This window comes from Burkholderia pyrrocinia, assembly GCF_022809715.1.
Taxonomy (GTDB): domain Bacteria; phylum Pseudomonadota; class Gammaproteobacteria; order Burkholderiales; family Burkholderiaceae; genus Burkholderia; species Burkholderia pyrrocinia_C.
The window spans coordinates 863,983-888,193 of the sequence record NZ_CP094459.1 but is presented as its reverse complement, the minus strand read 5'-3'; the positions used below and the strand labels follow the sequence as shown (position 1 = coordinate 888,193).

Genomic DNA, 24,211 nt, shown 5'->3' with positions numbered 1-24,211 from the left:
GTCGACTATTGTTGTGTATCGCGCGAACGATACCATGCGGCGGTCGCTTCGAGGCCCTGGCGGGTCGTATAGGGCGGATGCCAGTCGAGCACGCGCTTGATCCGGCCGGTATCGAGTTGAAGGCTGCCCGTCAGGCGATCGATCGCCGCGCGGCGGCCGGTCAGCTTTCCGAGCACATGCAAGAAGGTCGGCGGTACCGCGATCAGCCGCGCCGGCCTACCGAGCGCGTCGCCGACGAGACGCAGCAGGCCCGTGACCGACGGCGCGTCGTCGTCGGCGACGTGGAAGCATTCGCCGGCCGCGCGCGGGTCGAATGCACAACGCAGCAGCGCATCGGCGAGGTTTTCGACGTAGACGATGCTGCGGCGCGCGGAGACGGAACCGAGCGGCAGCGGCATACCGCGCGCGACCGCGTCCATCATCCGCAGGAAATTGGCGCGCACAGCCGGGCCGTAGACGAGTGGCGGACGAACGACTACGACGTCGAGCCCCGCCGACGCGCCGAACTGCGCGAGTTGCCGCTCCGCGCGCAGCTTCGAACGGCCGTATGCATCCTGTGGATCAGGTTCGAAAGCTTCCGACATCGGCACGCCGCCGTCACCCTCGCCGACCGCCTTGATACTGCTCGCGAACACGATGCGGCGTACGCCGTGATTGCGCGCCGCCTCGGCGAGACGCAGGGTGCCCGTGACGTTGGTGGCATCGAACGCGGCGTCGGGATCGGGCGACTCGTCGCGCATCACGTGCACGCGGGCGGCCAGATGAATGACGCAATCGGCGGCCAGGTCGGTAGGCCATCCTTCGTCGAGGCCATCGAAATCGGCGCCGCCGTGCACCCATTCGCGCACGCCGTCGACGCATCCGCCCGGATGACGCACCAGTGCGGTGACGGTGTGCCCGGCATCCAGCGCGCGACGGCAGACGGCACGGCCGACGAAGCCGTTCGCGCCGGTGACGACGAGATGACTCACCACAGCCTCCAGCCGAAGCGGTTGTAGAACTTGAAGGCCGACGCGGCGAACATGCGGATGTGCGCGAAGCCCTTGCGGGAAGCACCGCCGCCGTGATGGATCACGCGGACCGACGGGACGTAGGCGACGCGGGCGACGTCATGGGTGCGCAGGCTGAGATCGTAGTCTTCGAAGTACAGGAAGTAGCGCGGGTCGAAACCGCCCAGTTTCTTCAGGACGTCGGTGCGGAACAGCATGAAGCAGCCGCTGACGATGGGCGGATCCCAGACGATATCGCGGTCGTTGATGACGTCGCGCATTTCGTAGTTTGCAAGACGACCGGCAAACCATCGGCGCATGCGTGCGGGCAGGAAACCGCGGACGAGCAGGTCGAGCAACGCTGGATAGCGGCGACAGAGATATTGCTGATCGCCCGTGTCGTGGCCGATCCACGGCGCCACCAAACCGGTATCGGGGGACGTGTCGAAGAATTCGCAGCCGATAGCGAGCGCTTGCAGGTCCAGATCGATGTCCGGGTTCAGTATCAGATGGAAGCGCCCGGTAGTTTGCCTGATGGCGAGATTGTGACCGCGACCGTAACCTATGTTGCCGTGCCCCGTCAGCAACCGGCAATCGATGCCATGCTCACGCAGCCGATCGGTCATCACGCGCACGTCGCCAAGGCCGCCATTGTCGACCAGGAACAATTCGACCGGGCGCCCCGCCGAGACGGCACGCATGCGCTCGCACGCGGCCCCCAGGCTCGCGAGCGTCTGCTCGAGCAAGGCGAGATCGGGTTTATAGACGACGAGGGAAACCGACAGTCCGCAATTGGAGGGAGGCGACGCGCTTGTATGGTTCATGCAGGCTTCGATTGCGCGCTGGCGTTGGATTGGCCAACGTTAGAGATATCAGGGATTCGTTGCAGACCGATGTGACCCGGGTTCCGGCTCCGGATCACGCGGGCGCGCGCGCCAATTGTAACCTTCGCCGGCCCATCGCCGCGGAACAGCGCTTCTTGGGTGATAGAATTCGTCCGATGCTGCCGGCCGGACATTCACTGTCCTGTCGCAGGCGAGCGCCGGTCGCTGCTGTCGACCCGACGCGTTCCCGAAGCAGGTACGCGCTCCGGTATGTAGCGGCGTACCGAAACCTTAATACACGAACCAACCGAATATCAAATGACTGTTGCAATTATCACCGGCATTACAGGCCAGGATGGGGCTTACCTCGCACAGCTTCTCCTTGAGAAAGGCTATACCGTGTATGGCACTTATCGCCGTACGAGTTCGGTGAACACTTGGCGGATCGAAGAAATCGGCGTTGCCGGCCATCCCCAGCTTCACCTCGTCGAATACGATTTGACCGATCTGGGATCCAGCATCCGCCTGCTTCAAACCACGCAAGCAACGGAAGTCTATAACCTCGCGGCGCAAAGTTTCGTCGGCGTCTCGTTCGACCAACCCACGACCACCGCGCAGATCACCGGCCTTGGTGCGCTGAACCTGCTCGAAGCAATTCGAATCGTCAATCCTGCGATTCGCTTCTACCAGGCCAGCACGTCCGAGATGTTCGGCAAGGTCCAAGCCGTCCCGCAGACGGAAACCACCCCGTTCTATCCCCGCAGCCCGTACGGTGTCGCCAAGCTTTATGCACACTGGATGACGGTCAATTACCGCGAAAGCTACAACATCTTCGGTGCCAGCGGCATCCTGTTCAATCACGAATCGCCTCTGCGCGGGCGGGAATTCGTCACGCGCAAGATCACGGACAGCCTTGCAAAGATTCGCCTCGGCAAACTCGACGTGCTGGAACTCGGCAACCTCGACGCCAAGCGCGATTGGGGGTACGCGAAGGAGTACGTCGAAGGCATGTGGCGCATGCTCCAGGCCGAACGCCCCGATACGTACGTGCTCGCAACGAATCGCACCGAGACCGTTCGCGACTTCGTGTCCATGGCTGCCCAAGCGGCGGGCTTCGAGCTTGCCTGGCAAGGTAGCGGCGAACAGGAAACCGGTGTCGACGCGCGGTCAGGCAAGACGATCGTCAGGATCAGCCCGAAGTTCTACCGGCCGGCCGAAGTCGATTTGCTGATCGGCGATCCGGCCAAGGCGCGCGAGGAACTCGGCTGGGAGCCGAAAACGACGCTTGAGCAGCTTTGCCAGATGATGGTCGAGGCGGATATTCGCCGGAACGAAGCCGGGTTCTCCTTTTAAGCAAGCATGGCAAAAGTCTTCGTAACAGGGCTGGATGGATTTACCGGCCGCTACCTGGCGGAAGAGTTGACTCAATTCGGCCACGACGTGTGTGGTGTCGTTCGGTCGAAGAAAGTGGATATTCCATGGCGAGCGCACGTATGTGATCTGCTCGACCGCGAAGGCCTTGCCCAGACGCTGTCCGCAGAAAAACCCGACGCGGTCGTGCATCTTGCGGCGATCGCATTCGTGCAACATGGCGACGTCGGGGGGATCTACCAGACCAACGTCGTCGGCACCCGCAACCTGCTCGATGCGCTCGAGCATGCCGGGTGCCGCCCGCGGTCGGTATTGCTCGCGAGCAGTGCCAACGTCTATGGCAACAGCGATCGGGAAATACTCGATGAAAACGTCCCGCCAGCGCCGGTAAACGATTACGCGATCAGCAAGTACGCGATGGAACTGGTTGCGCGGATGTGGGCGGGAAAGCTTCCGATCATCGTCGCAAGACCGTTCAATTACACGGGCGCCGGACAGGACGACAAATTCGTGCTGCCGAAGATCGTTCGCCATTTCCGCGACAAGGCACCCCGAATCGAGTTGGGCAATCTACACGTCGTGCGCGATTTCTCGGATGTTCGCTCGGTGGTGTCCGCGTACCGCCGGCTGATTGAAGGCGATTTTGCCGGACGCACATTCAACGTTTGCTCCGGTGTCGGACATTCACTTCACGATGTTCTGTCCATCATGCAGGAGTTGACCGGACAGGCTCCGGAGATATGCGTCAACCCGCAGTTCGTGCGAGAAAACGAGGTTTTCAAGCTGATCGGAAATTGCACGGAGCTCGAGCGAGCGATCGGACGCGTCCAACCCATTCCGTTGAAGACGACGCTGGCATGGATGCTCGAGAATTCACCGGGATAATCCGGTAAGGGTTCCGGCGTCGACAAGGGCGTGAGCCGCATCCCGTGGCTCCGTCCCGGCATGCCTCGTTGTGGTCCCGCGCCATCCAGCCTTCGGCGCTTCCCGGCCAAGGCCGACGTCGGCCGGCCGGAGCGCGACGTTGGCGCCCGTCCCTTGAACTGCCCGGTGATCGCGGGCGCGACGACATACGCACCGCCCCGGGAAAACTTCAGGCATCCGCAGGATCGAAATGAGAAACACACAACTTGATGGTCTCAGAGGTTGGGCAGCGTTATCGGTGGCGATTTATCACGGCATCAATATTCCGTCGAAAGCCGCTCACGAAGCACTGATGCTGCCCATGCAGGCGCAAACCTCCGCCCATGCCGTTGCCACCAAGTTGCTCGTATCGACTTTCAACGGAAGCCTCGCCGTCGTCATCTTTTTTGTGTTGAGCGGTAAAGTATTGCTCGAGTCGCTAATGCGGTCTCGGAAAAGCATCCCCGAGAGTTCAATCGATTTTATGATCAAGCGAATTCTCCGCATCTATCCCCCGCTCTGGGTAGCACTCGCCGCCTATGTGCTCATGTTCTTCGTCATGGATAGATTCGCGGGTTGGGGGATGGGGCCGGACCTGCACCTCGTCCTGGTCAACGCGACGTTGACCAAGATCACGATGTACGGCGTGGCCTGGACATTGATTGTCGAACTATTGGCTGCCCCGCTGATCTTGATCGCCGCATGGTCTTACAGAAAACATGGCGCTCAGGCGCTCGTCATCCTGCTTGCCCTGCTCCTGCTATTCAAAGACAGCCCGATTCTCGGCTTTCTGCCATATTTTTCGACGTATGCGTTTCTTTTTGCACTGGGCTTCCTCACTTGCACCAATTTCGGAAAGCAACTGGCCAAGGACGTACCAGGTGTGAACGCTTCGATCGTCATGCTGCTGATGATCTACGGTGCCTTGTTTACTCAATACGATTCGCCCAATGTCGTCATCTTCCAGGGAATTACTGCGTTCCTGCTTATCGCCCTGATATCCGAAGACAAGGATACCTGGCCAAAGCGCTTCTTCAATCTGCCGGTATCTCAGTTCCTCGGAGATATTTCATTCAGTCTCTACCTGCTGCATCCGCTGGGCCTCGAACTGCTCGAACATTGGGCTGACCGACTCACCGGAAACGGCTTCCGAGAGCACTATCTCGCCTCCGGCATTGTCATTGGAATCCTGACCCCCGTGCTCACGATCCCGATTGCCGCACTAATGCACAAATACGTCGAGACACCAAGCATAAGGCTCGGGAAATTCACTTCGGAGAAGATTTGTGGCGTCTTGTTTGGAAACAGCATCAAGACGACAAACAACATGCAATGACTCCGGATACGGAACGCGCCGAATCGACTCTCCAGCAGAGCACGCTGCGATAATTCTGCAGAAGCGCTTTCCAGATCGGTATGCGTGCGACGGAGACGAGCATGCCGATCCAGCGCTGCTATCTTCCCCACGCCGCCGTTCGCGATTCCAGGAAACGTGCCCTCAAGCCCGCCTGGATTTCGTCATTGGGTTGACGGTTATTACAATCGGCAACGCCTGCATACCTCGATCGACCACCACACCCCCGTCAATCAAGAGGCCAGGTCGATCGCGCATGAGTTGCTGTACGTGAAAACAAGGCGGGGTCACCCAGCCCGTGGTCGACGCTGCGCAGAGCGACGACGAGCGTCGCTTGCCCCAGCCCCGACCATCAAGGTAGATCAACGCCTTAGCCGACGCACTCCGCGATTCGTGCCTCGATTGCCGAGCCATAATCGGCCCAACCGAAGATCTTGCGATCGAGCGCATCTCGCGTCAGGCGGCGACGCAACTCCGGCTGCGCGACCAGCTGCTCCATCGCCGTTGCAAGCGCATGTTCGTCAAGCATGTTCACGGTCATGCAACCGCCCCCTTCCGCGAGTTCGGCCATGACCCCCTCGGAATGGCACAGACTGGGTGTGCCCATCCAAAGGCTCTCCATGATCGGCAACCCGTAGCCCTCCACAATCGACGGATAGACGGTAAAGGCGGCGCGACGAAACTCATCGGCGAGCGCCTCATCAGTCAGCAAGCCGGTCCATTTGATACTTGGATCTTCCTCCATCATATGCTGGAGCCATGCAATCAGGTCGTCCGCTTCGGCGAAACGATGACCGACCAGAACGAGTTGCAACGGCAGATCCGGGCGACGCGCTCGCAGCAACCGATAGGCCTCCACCAATGTACGGTGGTTCTTGCGAGGTTCGATGCTGCAGACACAGAGGATCGTCAACACCCCGTCACCGGGCTCGTCGGCGAATGCCTGCACACGCGGCCTGGCGCCGAACTGGCCGGGCAGATAAACGGCGTCTCCCGACGGGCATGGAAGTCCGACCCGCGCGGCATAACCCTGGAACTCCTTGAGACTCTCGCGCGAAATTGACCAGATGGCATCGAACGAAGCCAGTGCTTCCAGATAGCCGGGAAACTTCTCGACGACCTCTCGCGCACAAAACGGGGGATGCGAAATCGGGATGACATCGTACAAAATGCCACTGACAACGAAATTTCGCGCGCGCGCCCATAAAACCCGCTTGTGGACCGTACCGTCCAGCACGACCTCGGGGAAAAAGAATACGGGCGCAACCTTACCTTCACCGTTACCGAACACCTTCAGGCAATTTTCGACAGTTCCGAACACGTCTCGCAACGAGATGTGCACAGGTCCGTCGTAGGCCGCCAACGTTTCCCCCTCGCCATCGGTGAGCAGTCGATAGCCTTCGATGCCCGGATCCCAGCGCACGAATACCGGCATCACCCCGGCTGAACCCTGAAGCGCTCGGCACAAACGTCGTGTGACGCGAATCACGCCGGGGTTGGCAGGATCGATCGAAGAATTACTGCAATCCACCAGCACCAGCCTCGGCGTTTCCGTCGCTGCGGATTCCGCAGGACGCATTTCGCCCACCGGCTGATCCGCAATGCGCGCCAGTGCCGACAAATATTTGTCAAGTGTCGCTTTCCAACCAAAGGACGCGCGAAACCGCTCGAACCGCGCCTCGGTCAGATGAGACGGAACGCCCTGCCTCAAAATGCGCACGGCCTTGTAAACCATGTCGTCCGGTTGACCACAGAGTTGCCATGGATCCGCAATGACCTCCGGGTGGGCGCCCAGGCTGAATGCAAGTACCGGCCGACTCAACCACTGCATTTCCGCCAATGGCAAATTAAAGCCTTCCCAGAGCGACACGGTCATGCCCAATTCGCACTGGCGCATGATCTCGTTGAGCGCGGCATCACCGACGAAACCGAGAAATACGACCGCATCGGCGATTTTCTCGGGCACCGCGAATTCTCCCTCGCGCGCCAGCACCAGCAGCCTTGCTTCAGGAACGCTCTCGTGGATACGTTCGAATACCTGCAGACCGACCGGGCCATTCTTGTAGCCCAATGCCTCGAAACGCCCAAGCAGCATCACCGGCTTGTAGCCGGTCGCGACGAGCGTCCGTACGCGACTCAATGCCTCGTCATCGACATGACCGCCGTCAGGCGCGCCAAACAGGGAGCTCTGAAGGTGATCGGCGCCAAGCAGGATCGTCTCCACGCCCTCTGCGCTTCCCCTGTCCGGCAGGGTCTGGGTTTCGCGAATGAACGCGCTTATCGGCAAGACTGCGCTGAATCGGGGGAGTTCGCGCGCCCGGATGCGCCGCAGTTCGCGCTGCGTCGGCAGCGCGCCCTCCGGCATGCCGTCCTGAGGAACCGCGCCGGCGTCGATGAAGACGGACTTGGCGCCGCGCTCGGCACAAACCGACGCAGCCGAGAAAAAGGGCCAGCCGCCAACGATGACAACATCGGGCCCCTGCTCGGCAAACATCTGATTCCAGCGTTCACGCAAATGCTCGGCCGCGCGCTCCTCCGCGGACACGATCGACAGACGCCCGACGTCGTCCCATACCTGCAACGCGGGCGAAACCTGTCGAACTGCGGCCTCGTCACATCGCAGGCACACGAACGTAACAAGATGTCCTTGCCGCACCAGGCTTTGGCCCAGCACCAACAGGAGACGATCCACCCCGAAGCGCGGCAACAGGCGCTCGTTACAGATAACGAAGTGGCGCCTCCGTACCTGATCTACTTTCGTCGAATTCATGGCCAAATGTCCGGGCAAGGGATATGGAAGGACGCTTGCGGCGCGATTGCCGCAAGCATGTCGGCGGCGCCTCGCGAATTCCACGCACGAGGCAATGCCGCAGGATCGACCGCGACGCTTGCCAGCGCGCCCCGGACGTCGGCATCGGACTCGACGGCACGAACGCCACCGAACATCTGTCCTACCATCGCCAGGGGTTTGCATTCGGCGGAGACAATGATCGGCAATCCCCATCGGATGGCCTGCAATGCCGCCGCAAACTCGATGTCCTCGCTCCAGTTCCAGAAGGCGGCAGCGTCGGCCCACGCGTCCGCCGGCAACCAGTCGTGCCACAGCAAGCGCACGCGTCGCCCTGCGCCGACCTCGTCTTCCGTCCGATGGAGCGACTGCACCGCATCGACGATTTCACTGCCCGGCGCGCCACCCGCGCACAGCACCACCGGTTCGCCGGGCAATGAGCGCGGATTCGCCAGCACGTCCTCATAGACGTCGAGCAAGCGCGCGACTGCGGCTTCTTCCGCATATCCTTCGCGACGAGCCACGTTCCTTTGGCCCTCTTCGCGCGCGCGCTCGGGGGCGTCGATGTATGCCTGCATCGCTTCGGCAAGCCGGTCCGGAGCCGATGGCGGCACGAGCGTCCCCGTCTTTCCCGGCTCGATCAACGCGCCGATGCCGCCCACGTCCGTCGCCAGTTGCGCCATCCCCGCCGCCATCGCCTCGAGAAGCGATACAGGCTCGTTCTCGGGCCACCGCGAAGGCAACACGATCACGTCGCTGGCGCTCATCAATTCAATGATCCGGTCGCGCGGCACGCGCCCCAGGCACTGGACGGTCTCGCTGAGCCCCAATTCGGCAATCTGACGCCTGACGTCTTCGAGCAAGTGGCCGTCACCCGCGATGGTGAGCGACCAGCGCCCTTTCAACGACACGTCACCAGCCAGACGTTTCGCCGCTTCGATGAGATCGGGAATCCCCTTGTGCTCCCCCATGTAGGCGACGCACAGAAAGCGGGTCGCCGCAGAAGGCACGCGCTTCATCTCCCGAAACGGGCGAAGATCGATGCCGTTCGAAATCACGAAGGTTCGCTCGCGCTGGGCCGCGCCCGCTTGCACGTATGCGTCGGCGAGGGAAACGCTCGGCGACACGAGCGCCGAAGCGTGCCCGAGACACCAGGTGACATAATCACGCCGCAAACGCATCGGCACCGGGTGCGCCAGATCATGCGGGCGAATCGATGCGCTGCAATGGGTTCCGCACTCTTCCGTGTTGCCGCAGATCGAACCGTCGTCGCGAAGCTTCGTGCCGCGGTAGCAAACCCCCCACAGGTCATGGAGCGTGACCACCACCGGAATGCCTCGGCGACGCGCCAATGGAATGAGATGCATCCCGAGACCGGCCATATTGTGAAAGTGGACCAGGTCTGGCTGCTCCGAATTCAATATGGCCCTGAAGTGCTCAGCGACGCGGTCGTTCCTGAAATTGTCGTTGGCTTCGAACGATGTCACGCTGGTGCGCCACACCACCATCCCTTCGTCGTCCTCCCGATCGAGACGTCCCCGGGCATCTGCGTTTTCCGCAATTCTTCCCGCAAATACGACCACGTCGCAACCGCTCGCCGCAAGGCCGAGCGCCTGTCGCCGAGCCACGACCTCCGCGCCGCCCAACACGTGCGGCGGAAATAGATTGCTGACGATAAGGATTCGCCTGCGGCGCTTCTTGATATCTGAAAGCACGATTGGATCTTCTAATGACGGGTACACATGCCGGTTGCGATTCAGCACGCCGGCTTCCCGTTGGCACTCATTGATGTTCGTCCATCGATCCCAAGCGGATCGCGGACAGCTCGAATTCGAAGCACTGGCCGTTGCGGCGACCACGAACAGGCACTTCGACCTGCCCGAATCCGGATTCTTCGAGCAATTTCGTGAGACTTTCGGGTGTCAACAGGTTGAAATGGAAATCGCCGTTGTAGTCCTGACTTCCGAACAACACTTCGCGGAAGTCATCGAAAGAGTAGCTTCCTGCCGCGACCCCCTTGAGCATCGCGTCGCCATCGGGCACGATCGCGCGCAAGCGTCCACCGGGTTTCAGCATGGACCGCCAGTGCGGCAACAATCGCCGACGTAATTCCTCTTGCGGAAAATGCTCGACGAGATGCGACGAAAACACTTCGTCGACACTCCCCTTGTCGAAAGGCAGGCCGCCGACATCGGCCACCACGTCCACGCCCGGAACCTCACGGGCGTCGACATTGATGTACTCCGGCATCGCGATGTGACCACACCCCAGATTGACCTTGAAGCTACCCGCGGCCCTGGCCTGTTCCACTTTGCCCGGCGCCAACACCTTCGCGACGACATCACTCGACACGGCGCCCGGGCTGGCGTTGCGTCCGGCGCCATAACTCAGTTCGTACATCATTTCGCGACGCACGAATTCGACGCGATCGAGCAAGTAGCGCAAGGTCTCGTCGACTTGGGCACCGCGCTGCGCCATGTCTTGTCGAAGACCGTCGATCGACTTCGCAGAGCTGTTCGCCACTGATTCAAAGCGCTTTTCGACCGCCGTCGCGATAACCGGGTCGAGCCGCGCTTCGATGTCCGACAGATGCGTGAGCCGATTGTCGATTCCGCTCATGTCATTGCGCACCCGCAACCAGACCTTGGTCAGGTCGTCGATCGTCCGCTGGCTTCGGCTGCACTCCTGCTTCAGACGATCCGTGGTTGCAAACGACGATCGCAGTTCGTTCTCGAGATGTTGGAGCCGAGGCTCGATCAAGATCAACGGCCGATTCAAGCGAAACAGCAACGGACGTAGTAAAGGTCGCGCAAAGCGTTTCACGGTTTGCTTCAGTTGGTCCACAGTCATAAGGTGCTCCGAATTGCGTTTGAGATGTTGGCAGGGTATCAATTTACCCCTTCAAGCGATCTCGCCAGGAACTTCGCAAAATCAATTAAATGAACGTCATGCGTTCACGCGACGAGATGTTGAACCGACCGGTTCTCAATCTCGTGACGACCGTTCGGCTCGACGTTTCGCCCAAAGCACTTCAAGCCGGTCACGCATCGCATCGCCTACAGGAACGGAACCGTAGCTGCGCAAGATGCGGTCGCGTGCAATCCTGCCACGCCTGCGCCCTTCCGACGGATCTGCAGCGACCTGTCGCATCACGTCAACTGCAGCATCCTGATCGGGTTCGGCCCAGTACTGCCCTTCAGACCACGGATATTCGTTTGGCGCCAACGGCCGCAACTGGTACGGAATCGGATAGCCTGTCTCGGCAGTCAGGAAATCGGTACAACCGGAATAATCGGTACCAATGACGATGCGCTCGAACGTCATCGCTTCCGCCATGCCGAGCCCGAAACCCTCGGCACGGTGCAACGACACGTAAGCGTCCGACGAACGGATCAGGCCAAGCATTTCGTTGCGCTCCATGTTTGAGTCGAACATAAGGATCCGGGGATCCTGTCGCATTGCATCGCTAACGACAGCCTTGATATCAGGGAAGTGATCGGGAGCCCCGGTCGACTTGATCACCAGCCCGACATTCTCATCGCCGAGCGGGAAGGCTTCCCGGAATGCATGCAGGACACCGAGCGGATTCTTCCGGAATGGCGACGAATAGTAATCGAAGCTGAACATGAAGTAGAAGCGCTTCTCGTCCATGCCGAAGTGCGCCCGCCCCGGATGGTCTCCGCCGGTGTCGTCCATCGCGGGTGGCATGACGGTGATCGGTCCGTCGAAGATATGCGCGAACGCGTCGGCGATGAATGTGTTGGGTGCCCATATTTCGTGAATGTGGGCAAGATTTCCGCGCCAGGCCTCCGGAGCCCTCGAAAGCTCCCAATAAGGGCAAAGGATGTTGTAGGACTGCGCCAACAGTCGTGGGTCCAGCTCCCGAAACACGGCGGGGACCTGGTCGCAGGCGACCTCGATCACGTTGACGTCATACGGATGCTTCTTGTCGTACCGATGGGGCATGTATTCCCCGATCAAGCGGCTTTCGATCCCCACTCGGAACGGGTAGACGGCAAACGGCAAATCAACCGCTTCGGCCGCCGTCAGGTTTGCACGGAATGCCTGCCCCAATCCCAATGCGCCTTCCGCATATCCGATAAACAGGACGCCATCCCGCAACTCCAGCGGTTCGCTCGTGAAGCGGATGGGGAGAACCGGCGCCTGCTGATCCGATACCTGCCCTTCGCCCGTGATGCGCTGCCTGAGCCACTTCGCCCGTGTCCGGAAAAACGGAGCGATCAGTTGCTTCGAAGATGCGGCGAGCGCTTGCTTCCAGCCCTGTTGCTCCAGACGATCCGCAAAGAAGGTCGCCAGAAAGCCGCCACGTCGGAACCCTCGCACGACAACGCCTTTCCATCTCATGGACACGCCCGGACCGGCCGGGGACCAGCCTGCCCCACCAGGCGACGGCGACCGTTGCATTCCGCCCTCGCCGCGCGCATTCGCCGACGCCTTCGATCGCGCTGTCGACGCCGCGAATTTTCCTTCGTTTTCCTCAATCAGCGCTCTACGGATCGACAGACTGCATTCGCGCCACGAAAACTTCGCGCGAATGGCTCGAACACCCGCCTCCGAAAGAAGCCGGTATCGCGTCGCATCCATGTCGTTTGCTTCCAGCAGCAACGTCGCCAGATGTTCGACGGAAGGCTCCCACCAGGTCCCGATCGTGCCGAAACCCTTGTCAGAGTAGTCGGCCGGGATCTCGGTGCCATTCAGCAACAACGCACCGGGAATCGCAAAGTCGGCCACTCCGCTGAAATTCCCGAAAATGGCTGGCGTACCGCACGCCATGGATTCGGCAACACCGAACCCGAACCCTTCCGAGCGGGACGAACAAACCGTGAAATCCACGCTGCGATAGAGGCTCGCCAAAAACTCCTCATCCATGCCTGCGACGCTTTCGTAAACGGCGATCCCTTCCGCAAGATACTCGGCAATCCGAAAATTCCTCCAGATGCGCGTGCTGTCGGGGCTCGGCATGGCTTTCAATATGCCCGTACCCATCAGGATCAGCCTGGCGTCAGGCCGCATTCGATGAAAGGAGCGCCATGCCTTGACCATGACGTCGAGCCCCTTTCGATACTGATTGCTGGCAAACCACAGGAAGGTTTTCCCGTCCGCAAAGCGCATCGACGGCCCCCACGGCTGAAAGACATCGCTTTCGATGCCGAGAGGGGCGTAATGAACGCGATCGAAACCGGCACGCTTCAGTACCTCCACTCCCCAACGGGAAGAGGTCAGTACCATTTTGTAGTCCTCTTTGAATGCCAGCCACGGCTCGGGTAAACGCGTGGTTTCCCAAACCGTATAAAGACAGTCGAAAGGCTTTGCGCCCGGATGTGAAAAGACAAGCTCCGGCGCAGCCGGATGAACGAGGCCATAGCGCCTCAAATACGGATGAAGATTCTTGTTGACGATATTCCAGGAATTCGTCTCTTTCGAGTGATGATTCCGGTGGGAAACATAGTGTCCAAGAAACTTCTGCGCGAACAGTTGCTTGTTCTTCGCGATATAGTTGAGCTTGAATTCGCTCGGCTTCTCCGCAACGGTCGAACTCGTCCAGTGCTCGATCTGCGAGTAGGTCAGATACGCGCAGGTGTATCCGGCTTCCCGCACGCGAAAGCCAAAGTCCGCATCCTCGTGATAGAACCCATACTCGTTGTCGAGAAAACCGATCTTGTCGATGACCGACATGCGCACGCCCGCGAGGGTCAGCTCGCAAAAATCAGCTTCGAGACGTTTCGTATTGCCTGGAGGCAGGACGAAATCGTGAGTGAAAGTCAGCGTCTCGAGATCCCAGTAGACCCGGTAAGCCAGCTTTCTCTGCGTGGCGGTCTTGTCGATGAGGATCTGCGCCGGAGCCACGATGCCGAGGTCGGGATCCGCCAAAAGCTCCGCGAGTAGCTCGCGCATTACATCGGTCGTAAACGTGATGTCGTTGTTGGCGACAAAGACAAAATCACACCCGCGCTCCCTGGCCATTTCCGCGCCGATGTTGCACGCCTCGGTATAAGTGTGCGCTCGCCCAAGCTGTCGCAGGCCGACACCTGCCCTGCGACATACTTCTTCAGTATTGTCCGCACTCCCCTGATCCAGCACCACGACCAGTTCGCCAGGAATCCGAAGCGTTGGCAGCATGCGCTCCAGAAGCTTGGCGCCGTTGATCGACGGGATGACGAGCAGGGTTTTTCTCAGTGCAGTTTCAATAGTCATGTTTGCTTTACGTTGGCAGCCGGGGAAGACCCTCGTCCCAACCGTGGCTACGTTCATTTCCAGACCGGCGGACAGTGGCTCCGTTCATGTGCAGCATGCATGCCCGGACACCACTTTCCACCTTCGCCACCGGGCTTTCGGTTACCGGCACGCGTCCATGACGAGCCTGCCGGATGTGATCGAAAGCCTCGGCGATTCACGTGGCGTCTACGACGACGCCGCAACTCGCCCGTAGTGATCCTCGAAGCGGACGATGTCGTCTTCGCCGAGATAGGACCCGGATTGGACCTCGATCAGTTCGAGCGGAATCTTGCCGGGATTTTCCAGACGATGCGTCACGCCGAGCGGAATGTAGGTCGACTGGTTTTCACTCAGCAGCGTCACCTGATCGCCATTGAAAACGCGTGCCGTACCACGCACGACGATCCAGTGTTCCGCGCGGTGATGATGCATTTGCAGGCTCAGCGACGAGCCCGGATTCACGATGATGCGCTTGACCTGGAAGCGCTCGCCCTGGTCGATGCTTTCATAGGAGCCCCAGGGCCGAACGACTTTCCGGTGCGTGACCGATTCATGTCGGCCCATCGCGCTGAGCCGTTCGACGATCTTCTTCACGCGTTCCGACTCGTCGCGATGCGTGACGAGCACCGCGTCCGCTGTTTCGACGATGACGAGATCCTTGACGCCGATCGCCGCGACCATCCGGTGATCCGCGCGGATGTAGCTGTCGGTCACTTCTTCCGTCATCACGTCGCCCAGCATGGTGTTGCCGTCCTCGTCCGCGGCGGAAATCTCCGCGAGCGCCGCCCACGAACCGATGTCGCTCCAGTTGAGGCCGGTCGTGGCGACCATCACTGCGCGATCGGTCTTCTCCATCACCGCATAGTCGATCGAGATGTTCGGGCTTTCCTGGAACGCGGCGGGATCGAGTCGCACGAAATCGTCGTCGCGCTTCGCCTGCACGAGCGCCAGTTCGACCTGCTTGAGAACAGCGGGCTCGAAACGCGCCAGTTCCTCGAGGTACACGGACGCCTTGAGCATGAACATGCCGCTGTTCCAGTAGTAGCCTCCGTCCGCGAGAAACCGCTCCGCCGTGGCGCCATCCGGTTTCTCGATGAACGCGTCCACGCCGTAGGCACCTTCATGCGATGCCAGTGCGCCGCTGCTGCGAATATAGCCGTAACCGGTATGCGGCTTTGTCGGTTCGATACCGAAGGTCACCAGGTGACCTTCGTTCGCGATGTCGCGGGCGGTCGACGCGATTCGTGCAAACACTGCGTCGTCGAGAATGACATGGTCCGAAGGCAGCACGAGCAGCAACGCATCCGGCGTCTGCTCCAGTGCGAGCAGCGCGGCGGCGGCCACCGCCGGTGCCGTATTCCTTCCCACCGGCTCGAGCACGACTGCCGAAGGCGCCACTTCAATGCTGCGCAACTGGTCGGCAACGAGGAAGCGCTGCTCCGTATTGGTGATCACGATCGGAGGATTCACATCCGCCATACCGTGCAAACGCCGTACCGTTTGCTGCACGAGCGTGTGACTGCCCGTCAGCCTCAGATATTGCTTCGGGTACCCGCCACGTGACATCGGCCAGAGCCGGGTACCGCTGCCACCACACAAGACAACCGGATATACGTTCACGTCAACTCCGCAAAAATGATGAATCTCTAAGAACTGCATGCACGAGAAGCTCGGCACCAGCGGCTATGCTGGCACTTCCACCCGCGGCGGCCATGCCAAGCCAAAGTCGTCACGCGCCAAAGTCAGATTTGGGCTGTAGAAAGGATCATGCTCCAAGCGGTCCTCCCAACGTCGCTTCATGTACTCGAATTCGCGATCGAAGCGCGCTTTCCTGACCGGATCGTCGTCACGTCCGCGCGTGGCCGACTCGTGGTGATACAACTCTGCAAATGGGGTCCATACGTTTCGATACCCGGCCTCACCGACGCGAAGGCAAAAGTCGACATCGTTGTAGGCGATCGCCAGATCCTTCTCGTTCAACCCGCCCACCTCTCGATAGATCGACGTGCGCACGACAAGACAAGCCGCAGTTACCGCCGAGAAGGCGTTGATGAGGCCTGCTCTGCCGAAATATCCACGCGCCGCGCGTGGCAGATGTTTGTGGGCGTTCCCGGCTACGCCAAGAATGCCCAGCACTAATCCGGCATGCTGAATTGTATCGTCCGGGTAAAGAAGCTTCGCCCCCACTGCCCCGACGTCCGGTTGCAACGCCAGCGCGACCATTTCAGATAGCCAGTCCGGCGATATGACCTCGATATCGTTGTTCAGCAGCGCGATCAGCTCACCGTTCGCATGTTCGACGGCGGCATTGTTCAACGCGGAATAATTGAACGGCCCGTCGTCGCGCAAGACCCGAATACGGGGATCCCCGGCTATCGACTCGAAATAGCGCAACGCCTCCGGATCGTCGGAACCGTTGTCGATCAGGATGACTTCATAGTTCGCGTACGTGGTCTTCTCGAAAATGCTGCTGATGCACTGGCGCACCAGTTGGGCGGCATTGCGCGTGGGAATGATCAGGCTGACGAGCGGCTGCGTCGCCGGCAACGCATACCGGGCACGATAGCCGTAGCCGATGTACTCGACCTTGCAGTCCACGCCCCGCCGCTCGAAATGCTCGTTGAGCGCCCGCTCTCCGGCGACCGCGGCATAAGGTTTCGCATCCGAGCTGAAGGCGGTGCTCCGCGAATGAACCCGCCAGTGATAAAGCACGTGTGGAATGTGATGGATCGCCGCGACATCCGTGCGTTCGCTGCAGCGCAGCGCCAGATCGTAGTCCTGCGACCCTTCATACCCGACGCGGAACCCTCCCACTTCATTCATCAGCGCTCTTTCGTAGACGCCAAGATGACTGAACATGTTGTGCGAATAGAACAAGTCGGGGTTCCATGCGCACTTGAAATAAGGGTCGTGGCGCACGCCCGACTCGTCGATCTTGTCCTCGTCGGAGTAGATCATGCGCACGGAAGGGTTCTGCTCGATGACGTTCGCCACATGGTAAAGCGCATGTTCCGGCAGCAAGTCGTCGTGATCGAGAAGCGCGACCCATTCGCCCGTCGCCAACGCCAGCGCGCTGTTCGAGGCGGCAGAAATATGCCCGTTCTCTTCGCGAAATACGGCCTTGATACGCCGGTCCTCGCTCATGTAGCGCTCGATCAACTGACGCACGGCCGGATCGGTCGATACGTCGTCGGCGATACATAATTCCCAATGCGGATAGAGCTGGCCGCGTACCGAATCGATCGCCGCGGCAAACCATTCGGGCTTGGGGTTATAGACCGGCATGACCACGGAAATCAACGGCAAACGATTGAAACCGGCAATGTGCTGCCGAATGGCGTCCCGCGTCGCATCATCGACTTGGTCATAACGACACACCCAATCGACGTAGTCGTCGCGACCAATGATTCCGGGTGCGCCGGCCCGCAGCCAAACGAGCTTGTGCATCACGCCGGCGATGCCCTCGCGGCGATATACGCCATATGCCTTGCGCAGGACGGCGCGGAGGCCACCACCTCCGGCTGCCCGCTTCGCCAGCGAATGTATCTCCAGCAGTTTCAATTTACCCCACACCTTGCCGTGTTTTCCGGCGTCCTCGTTGCAGCGCCTTCGACCCGACGATTCTCTATGTTGCGCTGGACCTTCTCGCAGCCGTCGCACATGCATGCTTCACACCGAGCCCGCGAACGGCCGACGCGGCATGCACCGGTCCGGCGCATATGGATCTTGCTCAGGCCGTTGTGGCCTCGTATGCCGACACGACCTCTTCCGTCGGCCCGAACGCCCGTACGCTTCCGCGCTCCATCCAGAGCACCTTGTTGCACACCTTACGAATTTCCGAGTTCGAATGCATCGCGAGCACGACGACTTCCGCACGACTGTGCAGATCCGCCAGTCGTGCCTCGGCCTTGTGCATGAACGATGCGTCGCCAACGCCCATCACTTCGTCGAGCAACAGGATTTCGGCGTCGACCGCGGTCGACACCGCAAACGCGAGTCGCACCTTCATCCCGCTGGAGTACGTGCGAATGGGCAGGTCGAGATAATCGCCGAGCTCGCAAAATTCGGCGATTTCGCGTTGCTTCGAGCGAACCTCCGAATCGGACATGCCGAGCAGCAGCCCCCGGAGCCGGATATTCTGCATACCGGTCGAGTTCTCGTCCATGCCGAGGCCAATATCGAGCAGCGGCACGACTTTCCCGTCGCGCGAGACCGTACCGGCCGTCGGCGGATAGATGCCCGCCATCGCTCGCAGCAACGTCGATTTCCCCGCACCGTTATGCCCGATCAGGCCGACGCGGTCGCCTCGCTCGAAACGCAGGTTCACGTTATCGAGCGCGCGCACGACGATCACACCGTCGTTATCCTCGGCGATCCGGTTGCGCCGCCCCATGCGGAGCACTTGTTTCTTGAGCGACCGCCCCTGCACGTCGAAGATCGGCAAATCGAGCGTTACGTTCTTCAGTTCAATGTATGCCATGTTACGCACCTCAAACCCAGTACGGAATGCGCTTGAGATAGCGCCCGGTCATGAACAGCGCGACAGGCCATCCAATCAGCGCCATGCCGATCGTGACCGCCCATGTCGTCGTGCTCGGCATCTGCCCGATCAGCGGGCTGCGCACCACGTCAATCAGGTAAGCGAGCGGGTTCCATTCGACGATGAATGAAAAGCGGGTCAGCGAGTTGGGACGGAAAATAATCGGCGTCACGTAGAACGCAACCTGGAGCAATGCGCCGACGATCTGCGGGAGGTCGCGGAACCGTGCCGACAGCAAGCTGATCGTCATTGCGATCCACATCGCGTTGATGACATAAACGAAAAGCGCCGGAATGAAGATCGGCAACGTTTCCCAACGCTTTACGCCGAAGATCGCCAGCAAAATGATGACGATCACGAAGTTATGCGCGAGGACGATCAGGTTCCGCCAGACGACTTGCAGGATATAGATCAGCTTCGGGGTCGCCATCTGACGGATGTAGGACGCGCTATTGATGTATGCGACGCTACCTTCCTGGATGGTTGCCGAAAACATGCCCCACAGCACCAGACTGCACGCCAGGAACGGCAGATACTCATTCATCTTCTGCCCGAACAACGTGCCGTAGACCACGCCAAGCGATGAAATCATCACGCCCATACTGATCGTGAGCCAGAACGGCCCGACCCGCGAGCGCGCATAGCGCTGCCGGATTTCGAGCCAGCCGAGCAGCGTCCACAACCGCCATGACGCAATGCTCTGTTTGAGGTCAGCAAGTGAATGAGTCAGCATGCAAGCTTTCTAATTGAGTGAAAATTGAAAAAACAGGCCGTTCCCGAGCGTCAGAGCGCGCCAGTCCGACCGGTCAGTCCGTGCCAGATCCCCAGCAGCGACAACCGCAGGTGTGCGACGCGAGGCCGCATGAACAATGCATAGATCACCAGCCGGACCGGCATCTTGACGAGCTCCGTCGACTTCCAGCTCCATGGCACATAGGCGCGCCGGATCAGCGCGATCGCATTGCGGAACAGATAATAATGCCGAACTGGGCTGTGCCCGGGGTAGCTTCGTCCGAAAACCTTCACCGGCTCGCCACCCAGTTCGTGCGTGAGTCGCAACGCCGGCGCGCCGAGCACCGAATAACCCTTCGAGCGAGCCCGGACGCACCATTCGAGATCGACGAAATCGATGAACAGCTCATCGTCCATCGGGCCGATATCGCGCCAGACCTCGAGATTCACGCACGACCCCGACGTGATCAGAAAGTCGACGTCGACCGGCTTCACGCCGTCCGGCTGCACACGGCGCAACTTCAGGTAACCGAAGCGGACGAACGGTGCGACTCCACCCAGCCGCGCATCCTCGTACGCTGGCCCGACGAGCGCCACGCGACGATTGCTCATGCGCTCGGCCGCCAGTGTCCGGGGCAGTTCGACCAGCAATTCGTCCGAGGGCTCGCTGTCCTGATCGAACAGCAATACCGACGTGCAGCCCGCCGCGATCAGCCGCTCGATACCCTGGTTGAGCGCCGTTGCGATACCGAAGTTGGCGCCGTTCGGGACATAGTCGATGCGCGAATCCAGCCCAAGCGCTTCCGGGGTGGACACGCTCTCCGTGTTGTCGATCACCACGCACGGCCACACCGTGGCGAGCCGGTTCGCGCGCGCCACGCAGCCGTGATCCGGTCGATAAAACACGATCACGACACCGGTTCGCTCCTGATGCGAGGGAGATGGGGCCAAGTTACTCACTCAGGCACAGCTTCAACGCATCGGCCCAGTCCGGCAACCGCAGCCCGAATGCTTCGGTCAGCTTGTCGTGCGACAGTCGCGAATTGGAAGGACGCTTGGTAGGCACCGGATAGTCGCTCGCCGGGATCGGCACGACCTTCGGCGCACGCTCGCCCATCACGTTCGCAAAGATGGCTTCGGCAAAGCCGTGCCACGATGTCGCGCCGGCCGACGTGAAGTGGTAGACGCCGGAATGCCGCGCCCACCAGTCCGATCCGTCGGCCGCCAGGGCTTGCGCGACGATGTGCGACGTAGCCGTGGCGATGGTCTTGGACCAGGTCGGCGCGCCGATCTGGTCCGCGACTACACGCAGCTCCGGACGCTCGCTCCCGAGCTTCAGCATCGTCAGCAGAAAGTTCTTGCCGCGCCGCCCGTACACCCAGCTCGTGCGCAGGATCAGGTGCGCACATCCCGTCGCCGCGATAGCCTGCTCGCCTTCGAGCTTGGTCAGCCCATAGACGTTCTGCGGGTTGGTCGCATCCGTTTCGACATAGGCGCCCTCTTTGGTGCCGTCGAACACGTAGTCGGTCGAGTAATGAACCAGCGCCGCGCCGCTGCGCGCCGCTTCCTCCGCGAAGACACGCGGCACCTCGGCATTCAGGCGACGCGCGGCGTCGACGTCCGTCTCCGCCTTGTCGACAGCCGTATAGGCAGCCGGATTCACGATGATCGACGGCTTCAACTCGCGCACGACACCGCGCACGCGCTCGAGATCGGACAGATCGAGCATCGAGCGGTCGCACGCCACCACACGTCCCAGGCCTTGCAGCGAGCGCAGCAGTTCGAATCCGACCTGGCCGTTCACGCCCGTCACGAGGATCGTCGGTTCAGGTTTCACACCCACCTCACGCATAGACTTCGGCTTCGCTCAATCGCTTGCCGGCCGCATCCTTCGCCGCCAGCAGCGGCTCGAAATCGATCGGCCATTCGATCCCGATCGCCGGGTCGTTCCACACGATGCTGCGCTCGTGTTCGGGGAACCAGTAATCGGTCGTCTTGTACAGGAACTGCGCGGCATCCGACAGCACGACGAAACCGTGCGCGAACCCGGGCGGCACCCACAGCTGGCGATGATTGTCGTTCGACAGGACGACCCCCACCCACTTGCCGAAGTTCGGCGAACTCTTGCGAATATCGACTGCAACGTCGAACACTTCGCCTTCGACGACACGAACGAGCTTGCCCTGCGAGTGCTGCACCTGATAGTGCAACCCGCGCAGCACGCCCTTCGACGAGCGCGAATGATTGTCCTGCACGAATTCGATGCCCGGTTCGACCTGCTCGGCGAATTCCTTCCCGTTGAAGCTTTCGTAGAAGAATCCGCGCGCATCGCCGAATACCTTCGGCTCGATGATCTTGACTTCGGGCAGCTCCGTCGCCGTTACTTGGATGGCCATGCGACTTGATCCGTAAGAATGTTCTTGAGGTACTGCCCGTACGCGTTCTTCGCGAGCGGCTGTGCAAGCTTCAGCACCTGTTCTGCGTCGATCCAGCTGCGCCGGTAGGCGATTTCCTCCGGGCACGCGACCACGAGGCCTTGCCGCTTCTGCAGTGTCGCGATAAAGCTGGCCGCCTCGATCAGCGAATCGTGCGTGCCGGTATCGAGCCACGCGTAACCGCGCCCCATGATCTCGACATTGAGCGCGCCATCCTTGAGATACCGCGAGTTGACGTCGGTGATTTCCAGTTCGCCGCGCGGCGACGGCTTGATGTCTGCCGCGATATCGCACACGCGATTGTCGTAGAAGTACAGGCCGGTCACCGCGTAGTTCGAACGCGGCTTCGCGGGCTTCTCTTCGATCGACAGCGCGCGGAACGACTTGTCGAACTCGACGACGCCATAACGCTCCGGGTCATGCACGTGGTACGCAAACACCGTTGCGCCGGTTTCCTGCGCGTGCGCACGTTCGAGCTGCTTCGCGAGATCGTGGCCGTAGAAGATGTTGTCGCCGAGGATCAGCGCCGACGGATCGTTGCCGACGAATTCCTTGCCGATGATGAACGCCTGCGCGAGGCCGTCAGGCGACGGCTGCACCGCGTACTGGATGTTCATCCCCCACTGGCTGCCGTCGCCGAGCATCGCTTCGAAGCGCGGCGTGTCCTGCGGCGTCGAGATGATCAGCACATCTCGGATGCCCGAGATCATCAGCGTCGACAGCGGATAATAGATCATCGGCTTGTCGTACACCGGCAGCAGCTGCTTCGACACGACATGCGTGATCGGATACAGCCGCGTGCCGGAGCCGCCCGCGAGGATTATGCCTTTACGTGCCATCGCATCGCTCCTCAGGTACGTTTCGCGTAGTTGGTCTCGACCCACTTGCGGTACTCGCCCGACGCGACTTCGTCGGCCCAGGCCTGATTGTCGAGATACCAGTCGACCGTCTTCGCCAGCCCGGTCTCGAACGTTTCCGCAGGCTTCCAGCCGAGCTCGCGCTCGAGCTTGCGCGCATCGATCGCATAACGGCGATCGTGGCCGGGGCGATCCGTCACATAGGTGATCTGATCGCGGTACGAACCCGCGGCCTTCGGGCGGGCCTTGTCGAGCAGATCGCACAGCGTATGCACGACTTCGAGGTTCTTCTTCTCGTTCCAGCCGCCGACGTTGTACGTCTCGCCGGGCACGCCGCGTGCGAGCACTTCGCGAATTGCGCTGCAGTGATCGCCGACATACAGCCAGTCGCGCACGTTCTGGCCGTCGCCGTACACGGGCAGCGGCTTGCCGGCGAGCGCATTCGCGATCATCAGCGGAATCAGCTTCTCGGGAAACTGGTACGGGCCGTAGTTGTTCGAACAGTTCGTTGTCAACGTCGGCAGGCCATACGTATGATGGTAAGCGCGCACCAGATGGTCCGAGCCGGCCTTCGTCGCGGAATACGGGCTGTTCGGTGCGTACGGCGTCGTCTCGGAGAATTGCGGGTCGGTGGCGGACAGCGAACCGAACACCTCGTCGGTCGACACGTGCAGGAAGCGGAATGCCGCCTTGTCCGCGTCGTTCAGGCCGCTCCAGTATTGACGGGCCGCCTCGAGCAGCGTGAACGTGCCGACGACATTGGTCTGCACGAAATCCGCGGGGCCGTGAATGGAACGATCGACGTGGCTTTCAGCTGCGAAATGGAGCACGGCACGCGGCTTGTGCTCGGCGAACAGTGCATCGAGAGCATCACGGTCGCAGATATCGACACGTGCGAACACATGCTTCGGGCTCCCGTCCAACGACTGGAGCGTGCGGAGGTTCCCTGCATACGTCAGCTTGTCGACGTTCAGCACGGCCTCGTCGGAATCGCGCAGCCAGTCAAGTACAAAGTTGGCACCGATAAAACCTGCGCCGCCCGTAACCAGGATCATGAGGCTCCCTCTAGTAATGCGCGGCAGGCTCGTGGAACACCGGCCGCATCAGATTCGTAGCAAGCAACCATGGTCGCTGCGCCAAACCGGGAATTTTAACCGGTCGACATGGCCGCCAAAGTCATG

General features: G+C 60.7%; 18 protein-coding genes and 1 pseudogene. 4 read left to right on the top strand and 15 right to left on the bottom strand.

What is annotated here, in order from left to right; genetic code table 11:
- Positions 1–5 precede the first annotated feature (5 nt).
- On the bottom strand, positions 6–971 hold the full coding sequence (locus tag MRS60_RS04105; RefSeq protein ID WP_243565256.1) for a UDP-glucose 4-epimerase family protein: 966 nt from the start codon (positions 969–971) through the stop codon (positions 6–8).
- Positions 968–1,813: a glycosyltransferase family 2 protein gene (locus MRS60_RS04100; RefSeq protein WP_243565255.1), complete on the bottom strand. Its 846-nt coding sequence runs from the start codon at positions 1,811–1,813 to the stop codon at positions 968–970. The genes MRS60_RS04105 and MRS60_RS04100 overlap by 4 nt, the downstream gene beginning before the upstream one ends.
- 318 nt (positions 1,814–2,131) lie before the next feature.
- Between MRS60_RS04100 and gmd the strand changes: the two genes are divergently transcribed.
- The 4 genes and pseudogenes from gmd to MRS60_RS35125 form a co-directional block, all read left to right on the top strand.
- Positions 2,132–3,166, top strand: coding sequence for a GDP-mannose 4,6-dehydratase (gmd, locus tag MRS60_RS04095; protein ID WP_152863488.1), 1,035 nt, complete (start codon positions 2,132–2,134; stop codon positions 3,164–3,166).
- 6 nt (positions 3,167–3,172) lie between these two features.
- On the top strand, positions 3,173–4,069 hold the full coding sequence (locus tag MRS60_RS04090; RefSeq protein ID WP_243565254.1) for an NAD-dependent epimerase/dehydratase family protein: 897 nt from the start codon (positions 3,173–3,175) through the stop codon (positions 4,067–4,069).
- A 229-nt stretch (positions 4,070–4,298) separates the two neighbouring features.
- Positions 4,299–5,423 (top strand): acyltransferase family protein, encoded by a 1,125-nt coding sequence (locus MRS60_RS04085; protein WP_243565253.1) that lies wholly within the window; start codon positions 4,299–4,301, stop codon positions 5,421–5,423.
- Between the two features lie 151 nt (positions 5,424–5,574).
- Positions 5,575–5,696: pseudogene (locus MRS60_RS35125) on the top strand (IS3-like element ISBvi3 family transposase); the annotation flags it as partial.
- Positions 5,697–5,811: 115 nt separating this feature from the next.
- Here MRS60_RS35125 and MRS60_RS04080 read toward each other — a convergent pair.
- The 13 genes from MRS60_RS04080 to rfbB form a co-directional block, all read right to left on the bottom strand.
- Complete coding sequence (locus tag MRS60_RS04080) at positions 5,812–8,211, bottom strand: glycosyltransferase family 4 protein (protein WP_243565252.1); 2,400 nt, start codon at positions 8,209–8,211, stop codon at positions 5,812–5,814.
- A complete protein-coding gene (locus tag MRS60_RS04075) occupies positions 8,208–9,992 on the bottom strand; it encodes a glycosyltransferase family 4 protein (protein ID WP_243565251.1) in 1,785 nt (594 codons plus the stop codon). The genes MRS60_RS04080 and MRS60_RS04075 overlap by 4 nt, the downstream gene beginning before the upstream one ends.
- A 19-nt stretch (positions 9,993–10,011) precedes the next feature.
- Positions 10,012–11,079, bottom strand: coding sequence for a class I SAM-dependent methyltransferase (locus MRS60_RS04070; protein WP_243565250.1), 1,068 nt, complete (start codon positions 11,077–11,079; stop codon positions 10,012–10,014).
- 135 nt (positions 11,080–11,214) lie between these two features.
- The gene (locus MRS60_RS04065; RefSeq protein WP_243565249.1) at positions 11,215–14,445 is read right to left on the bottom strand and encodes a glycosyltransferase; all 3,231 of its coding nucleotides are present in this window, start codon (positions 14,443–14,445) and stop codon (positions 11,215–11,217) included.
- Between the two features lie 207 nt (positions 14,446–14,652).
- Complete coding sequence (locus tag MRS60_RS04060; RefSeq protein WP_279388942.1) at positions 14,653–16,086, bottom strand: mannose-1-phosphate guanylyltransferase/mannose-6-phosphate isomerase; 1,434 nt, start codon at positions 16,084–16,086, stop codon at positions 14,653–14,655.
- Positions 16,087–16,149: 63 nt separating this feature from the next.
- Positions 16,150–17,913, bottom strand: a complete 1,764-nt coding sequence (locus MRS60_RS04055; RefSeq protein WP_243565598.1) for a glycosyltransferase family 2 protein — start codon at positions 17,911–17,913, stop codon at positions 16,150–16,152.
- 283 nt (positions 17,914–18,196) lie between these two features.
- Positions 18,197–18,946 carry an ABC transporter ATP-binding protein gene (locus tag MRS60_RS04050; protein WP_175919003.1) on the bottom strand — a complete coding sequence of 250 codons (750 nt, stop codon included), beginning with the start codon at positions 18,944–18,946 and terminating at the stop codon, positions 18,197–18,199.
- 10 nt (positions 18,947–18,956) lie between these two features.
- Positions 18,957–19,739, bottom strand: coding sequence for an ABC transporter permease (locus tag MRS60_RS04045; RefSeq protein ID WP_152863468.1), 783 nt, complete (start codon positions 19,737–19,739; stop codon positions 18,957–18,959).
- A 50-nt stretch (positions 19,740–19,789) separates the two neighbouring features.
- Complete coding sequence (locus MRS60_RS04040; protein WP_174420097.1) at positions 19,790–20,650, bottom strand: glycosyltransferase family 2 protein; 861 nt, start codon at positions 20,648–20,650, stop codon at positions 19,790–19,792.
- 40 nt (positions 20,651–20,690) lie between these two features.
- Positions 20,691–21,590 carry a dTDP-4-dehydrorhamnose reductase gene (gene rfbD, locus MRS60_RS04035; RefSeq protein WP_243565247.1) on the bottom strand — a complete coding sequence of 300 codons (900 nt, stop codon included), beginning with the start codon at positions 21,588–21,590 and terminating at the stop codon, positions 20,691–20,693.
- Positions 21,583–22,134 carry a dTDP-4-dehydrorhamnose 3,5-epimerase gene (gene rfbC, locus MRS60_RS04030; protein ID WP_243565246.1) on the bottom strand — a complete coding sequence of 184 codons (552 nt, stop codon included), beginning with the start codon at positions 22,132–22,134 and terminating at the stop codon, positions 21,583–21,585. The genes rfbD and rfbC overlap by 8 nt, the downstream gene beginning before the upstream one ends.
- The gene (rfbA, locus tag MRS60_RS04025; RefSeq protein WP_152863460.1) at positions 22,119–23,012 is read right to left on the bottom strand and encodes a glucose-1-phosphate thymidylyltransferase RfbA; all 894 of its coding nucleotides are present in this window, start codon (positions 23,010–23,012) and stop codon (positions 22,119–22,121) included. Before rfbA ends, rfbC begins: the two co-directional genes overlap by 16 nt.
- An 11-nt stretch (positions 23,013–23,023) precedes the next feature.
- The gene (rfbB, locus tag MRS60_RS04020) at positions 23,024–24,085 is read right to left on the bottom strand and encodes a dTDP-glucose 4,6-dehydratase (protein ID WP_217588181.1); all 1,062 of its coding nucleotides are present in this window, start codon (positions 24,083–24,085) and stop codon (positions 23,024–23,026) included.
- Between the last annotated feature and the right edge of the window lie 126 nt (positions 24,086–24,211).

Bases quoted from the DNA above. Each gene is read 5' to 3' on its own strand.
- MRS60_RS04100 (WP_243565255.1), bottom strand. From the start codon at position 1,813: ATGAACCATACAAGCGCGTCGCCTCCCTCCAATTGCGGACTGTCGGTT.
- gmd (WP_152863488.1), top strand. From the start codon at position 2,132: ATGACTGTTGCAATTATCACCGGCATTACAGGCCAGGATGGGGCTTAC.
- MRS60_RS04090 (WP_243565254.1), top strand. From the start codon at position 3,173: ATGGCAAAAGTCTTCGTAACAGGGCTGGATGGATTTACCGGCCGCTAC.
- MRS60_RS04085 (WP_243565253.1), top strand. From the start codon at position 4,299: ATGAGAAACACACAACTTGATGGTCTCAGAGGTTGGGCAGCGTTATCG.
- MRS60_RS04080 (WP_243565252.1), bottom strand. From the start codon at position 8,211: ATGAATTCGACGAAAGTAGATCAGGTACGGAGGCGCCACTTCGTTATC.
- MRS60_RS04070 (WP_243565250.1), bottom strand. From the start codon at position 11,079: ATGACTGTGGACCAACTGAAGCAAACCGTGAAACGCTTTGCGCGACCT.
- MRS60_RS04065 (WP_243565249.1), bottom strand. From the start codon at position 14,445: ATGACTATTGAAACTGCACTGAGAAAAACCCTGCTCGTCATCCCGTCG.
- MRS60_RS04055 (WP_243565598.1), bottom strand. From the start codon at position 17,913: ATGCACAAGCTCGTTTGGCTGCGGGCCGGCGCACCCGGAATCATTGGT.
- MRS60_RS04050 (WP_175919003.1), bottom strand. From the start codon at position 18,946: ATGGCATACATTGAACTGAAGAACGTAACGCTCGATTTGCCGATCTTC.
- MRS60_RS04045 (WP_152863468.1), bottom strand. From the start codon at position 19,739: ATGCTGACTCATTCACTTGCTGACCTCAAACAGAGCATTGCGTCATGG.
- rfbD (WP_243565247.1), bottom strand. From the start codon at position 21,590: ATGCGTGAGGTGGGTGTGAAACCTGAACCGACGATCCTCGTGACGGGC.
- rfbC (WP_243565246.1), bottom strand. From the start codon at position 22,134: ATGGCCATCCAAGTAACGGCGACGGAGCTGCCCGAAGTCAAGATCATC.
- rfbA (WP_152863460.1), bottom strand. From the start codon at position 23,012: ATGGCACGTAAAGGCATAATCCTCGCGGGCGGCTCCGGCACGCGGCTG.
- rfbB (WP_217588181.1), bottom strand. From the start codon at position 24,085: ATGATCCTGGTTACGGGCGGCGCAGGTTTTATCGGTGCCAACTTTGTA.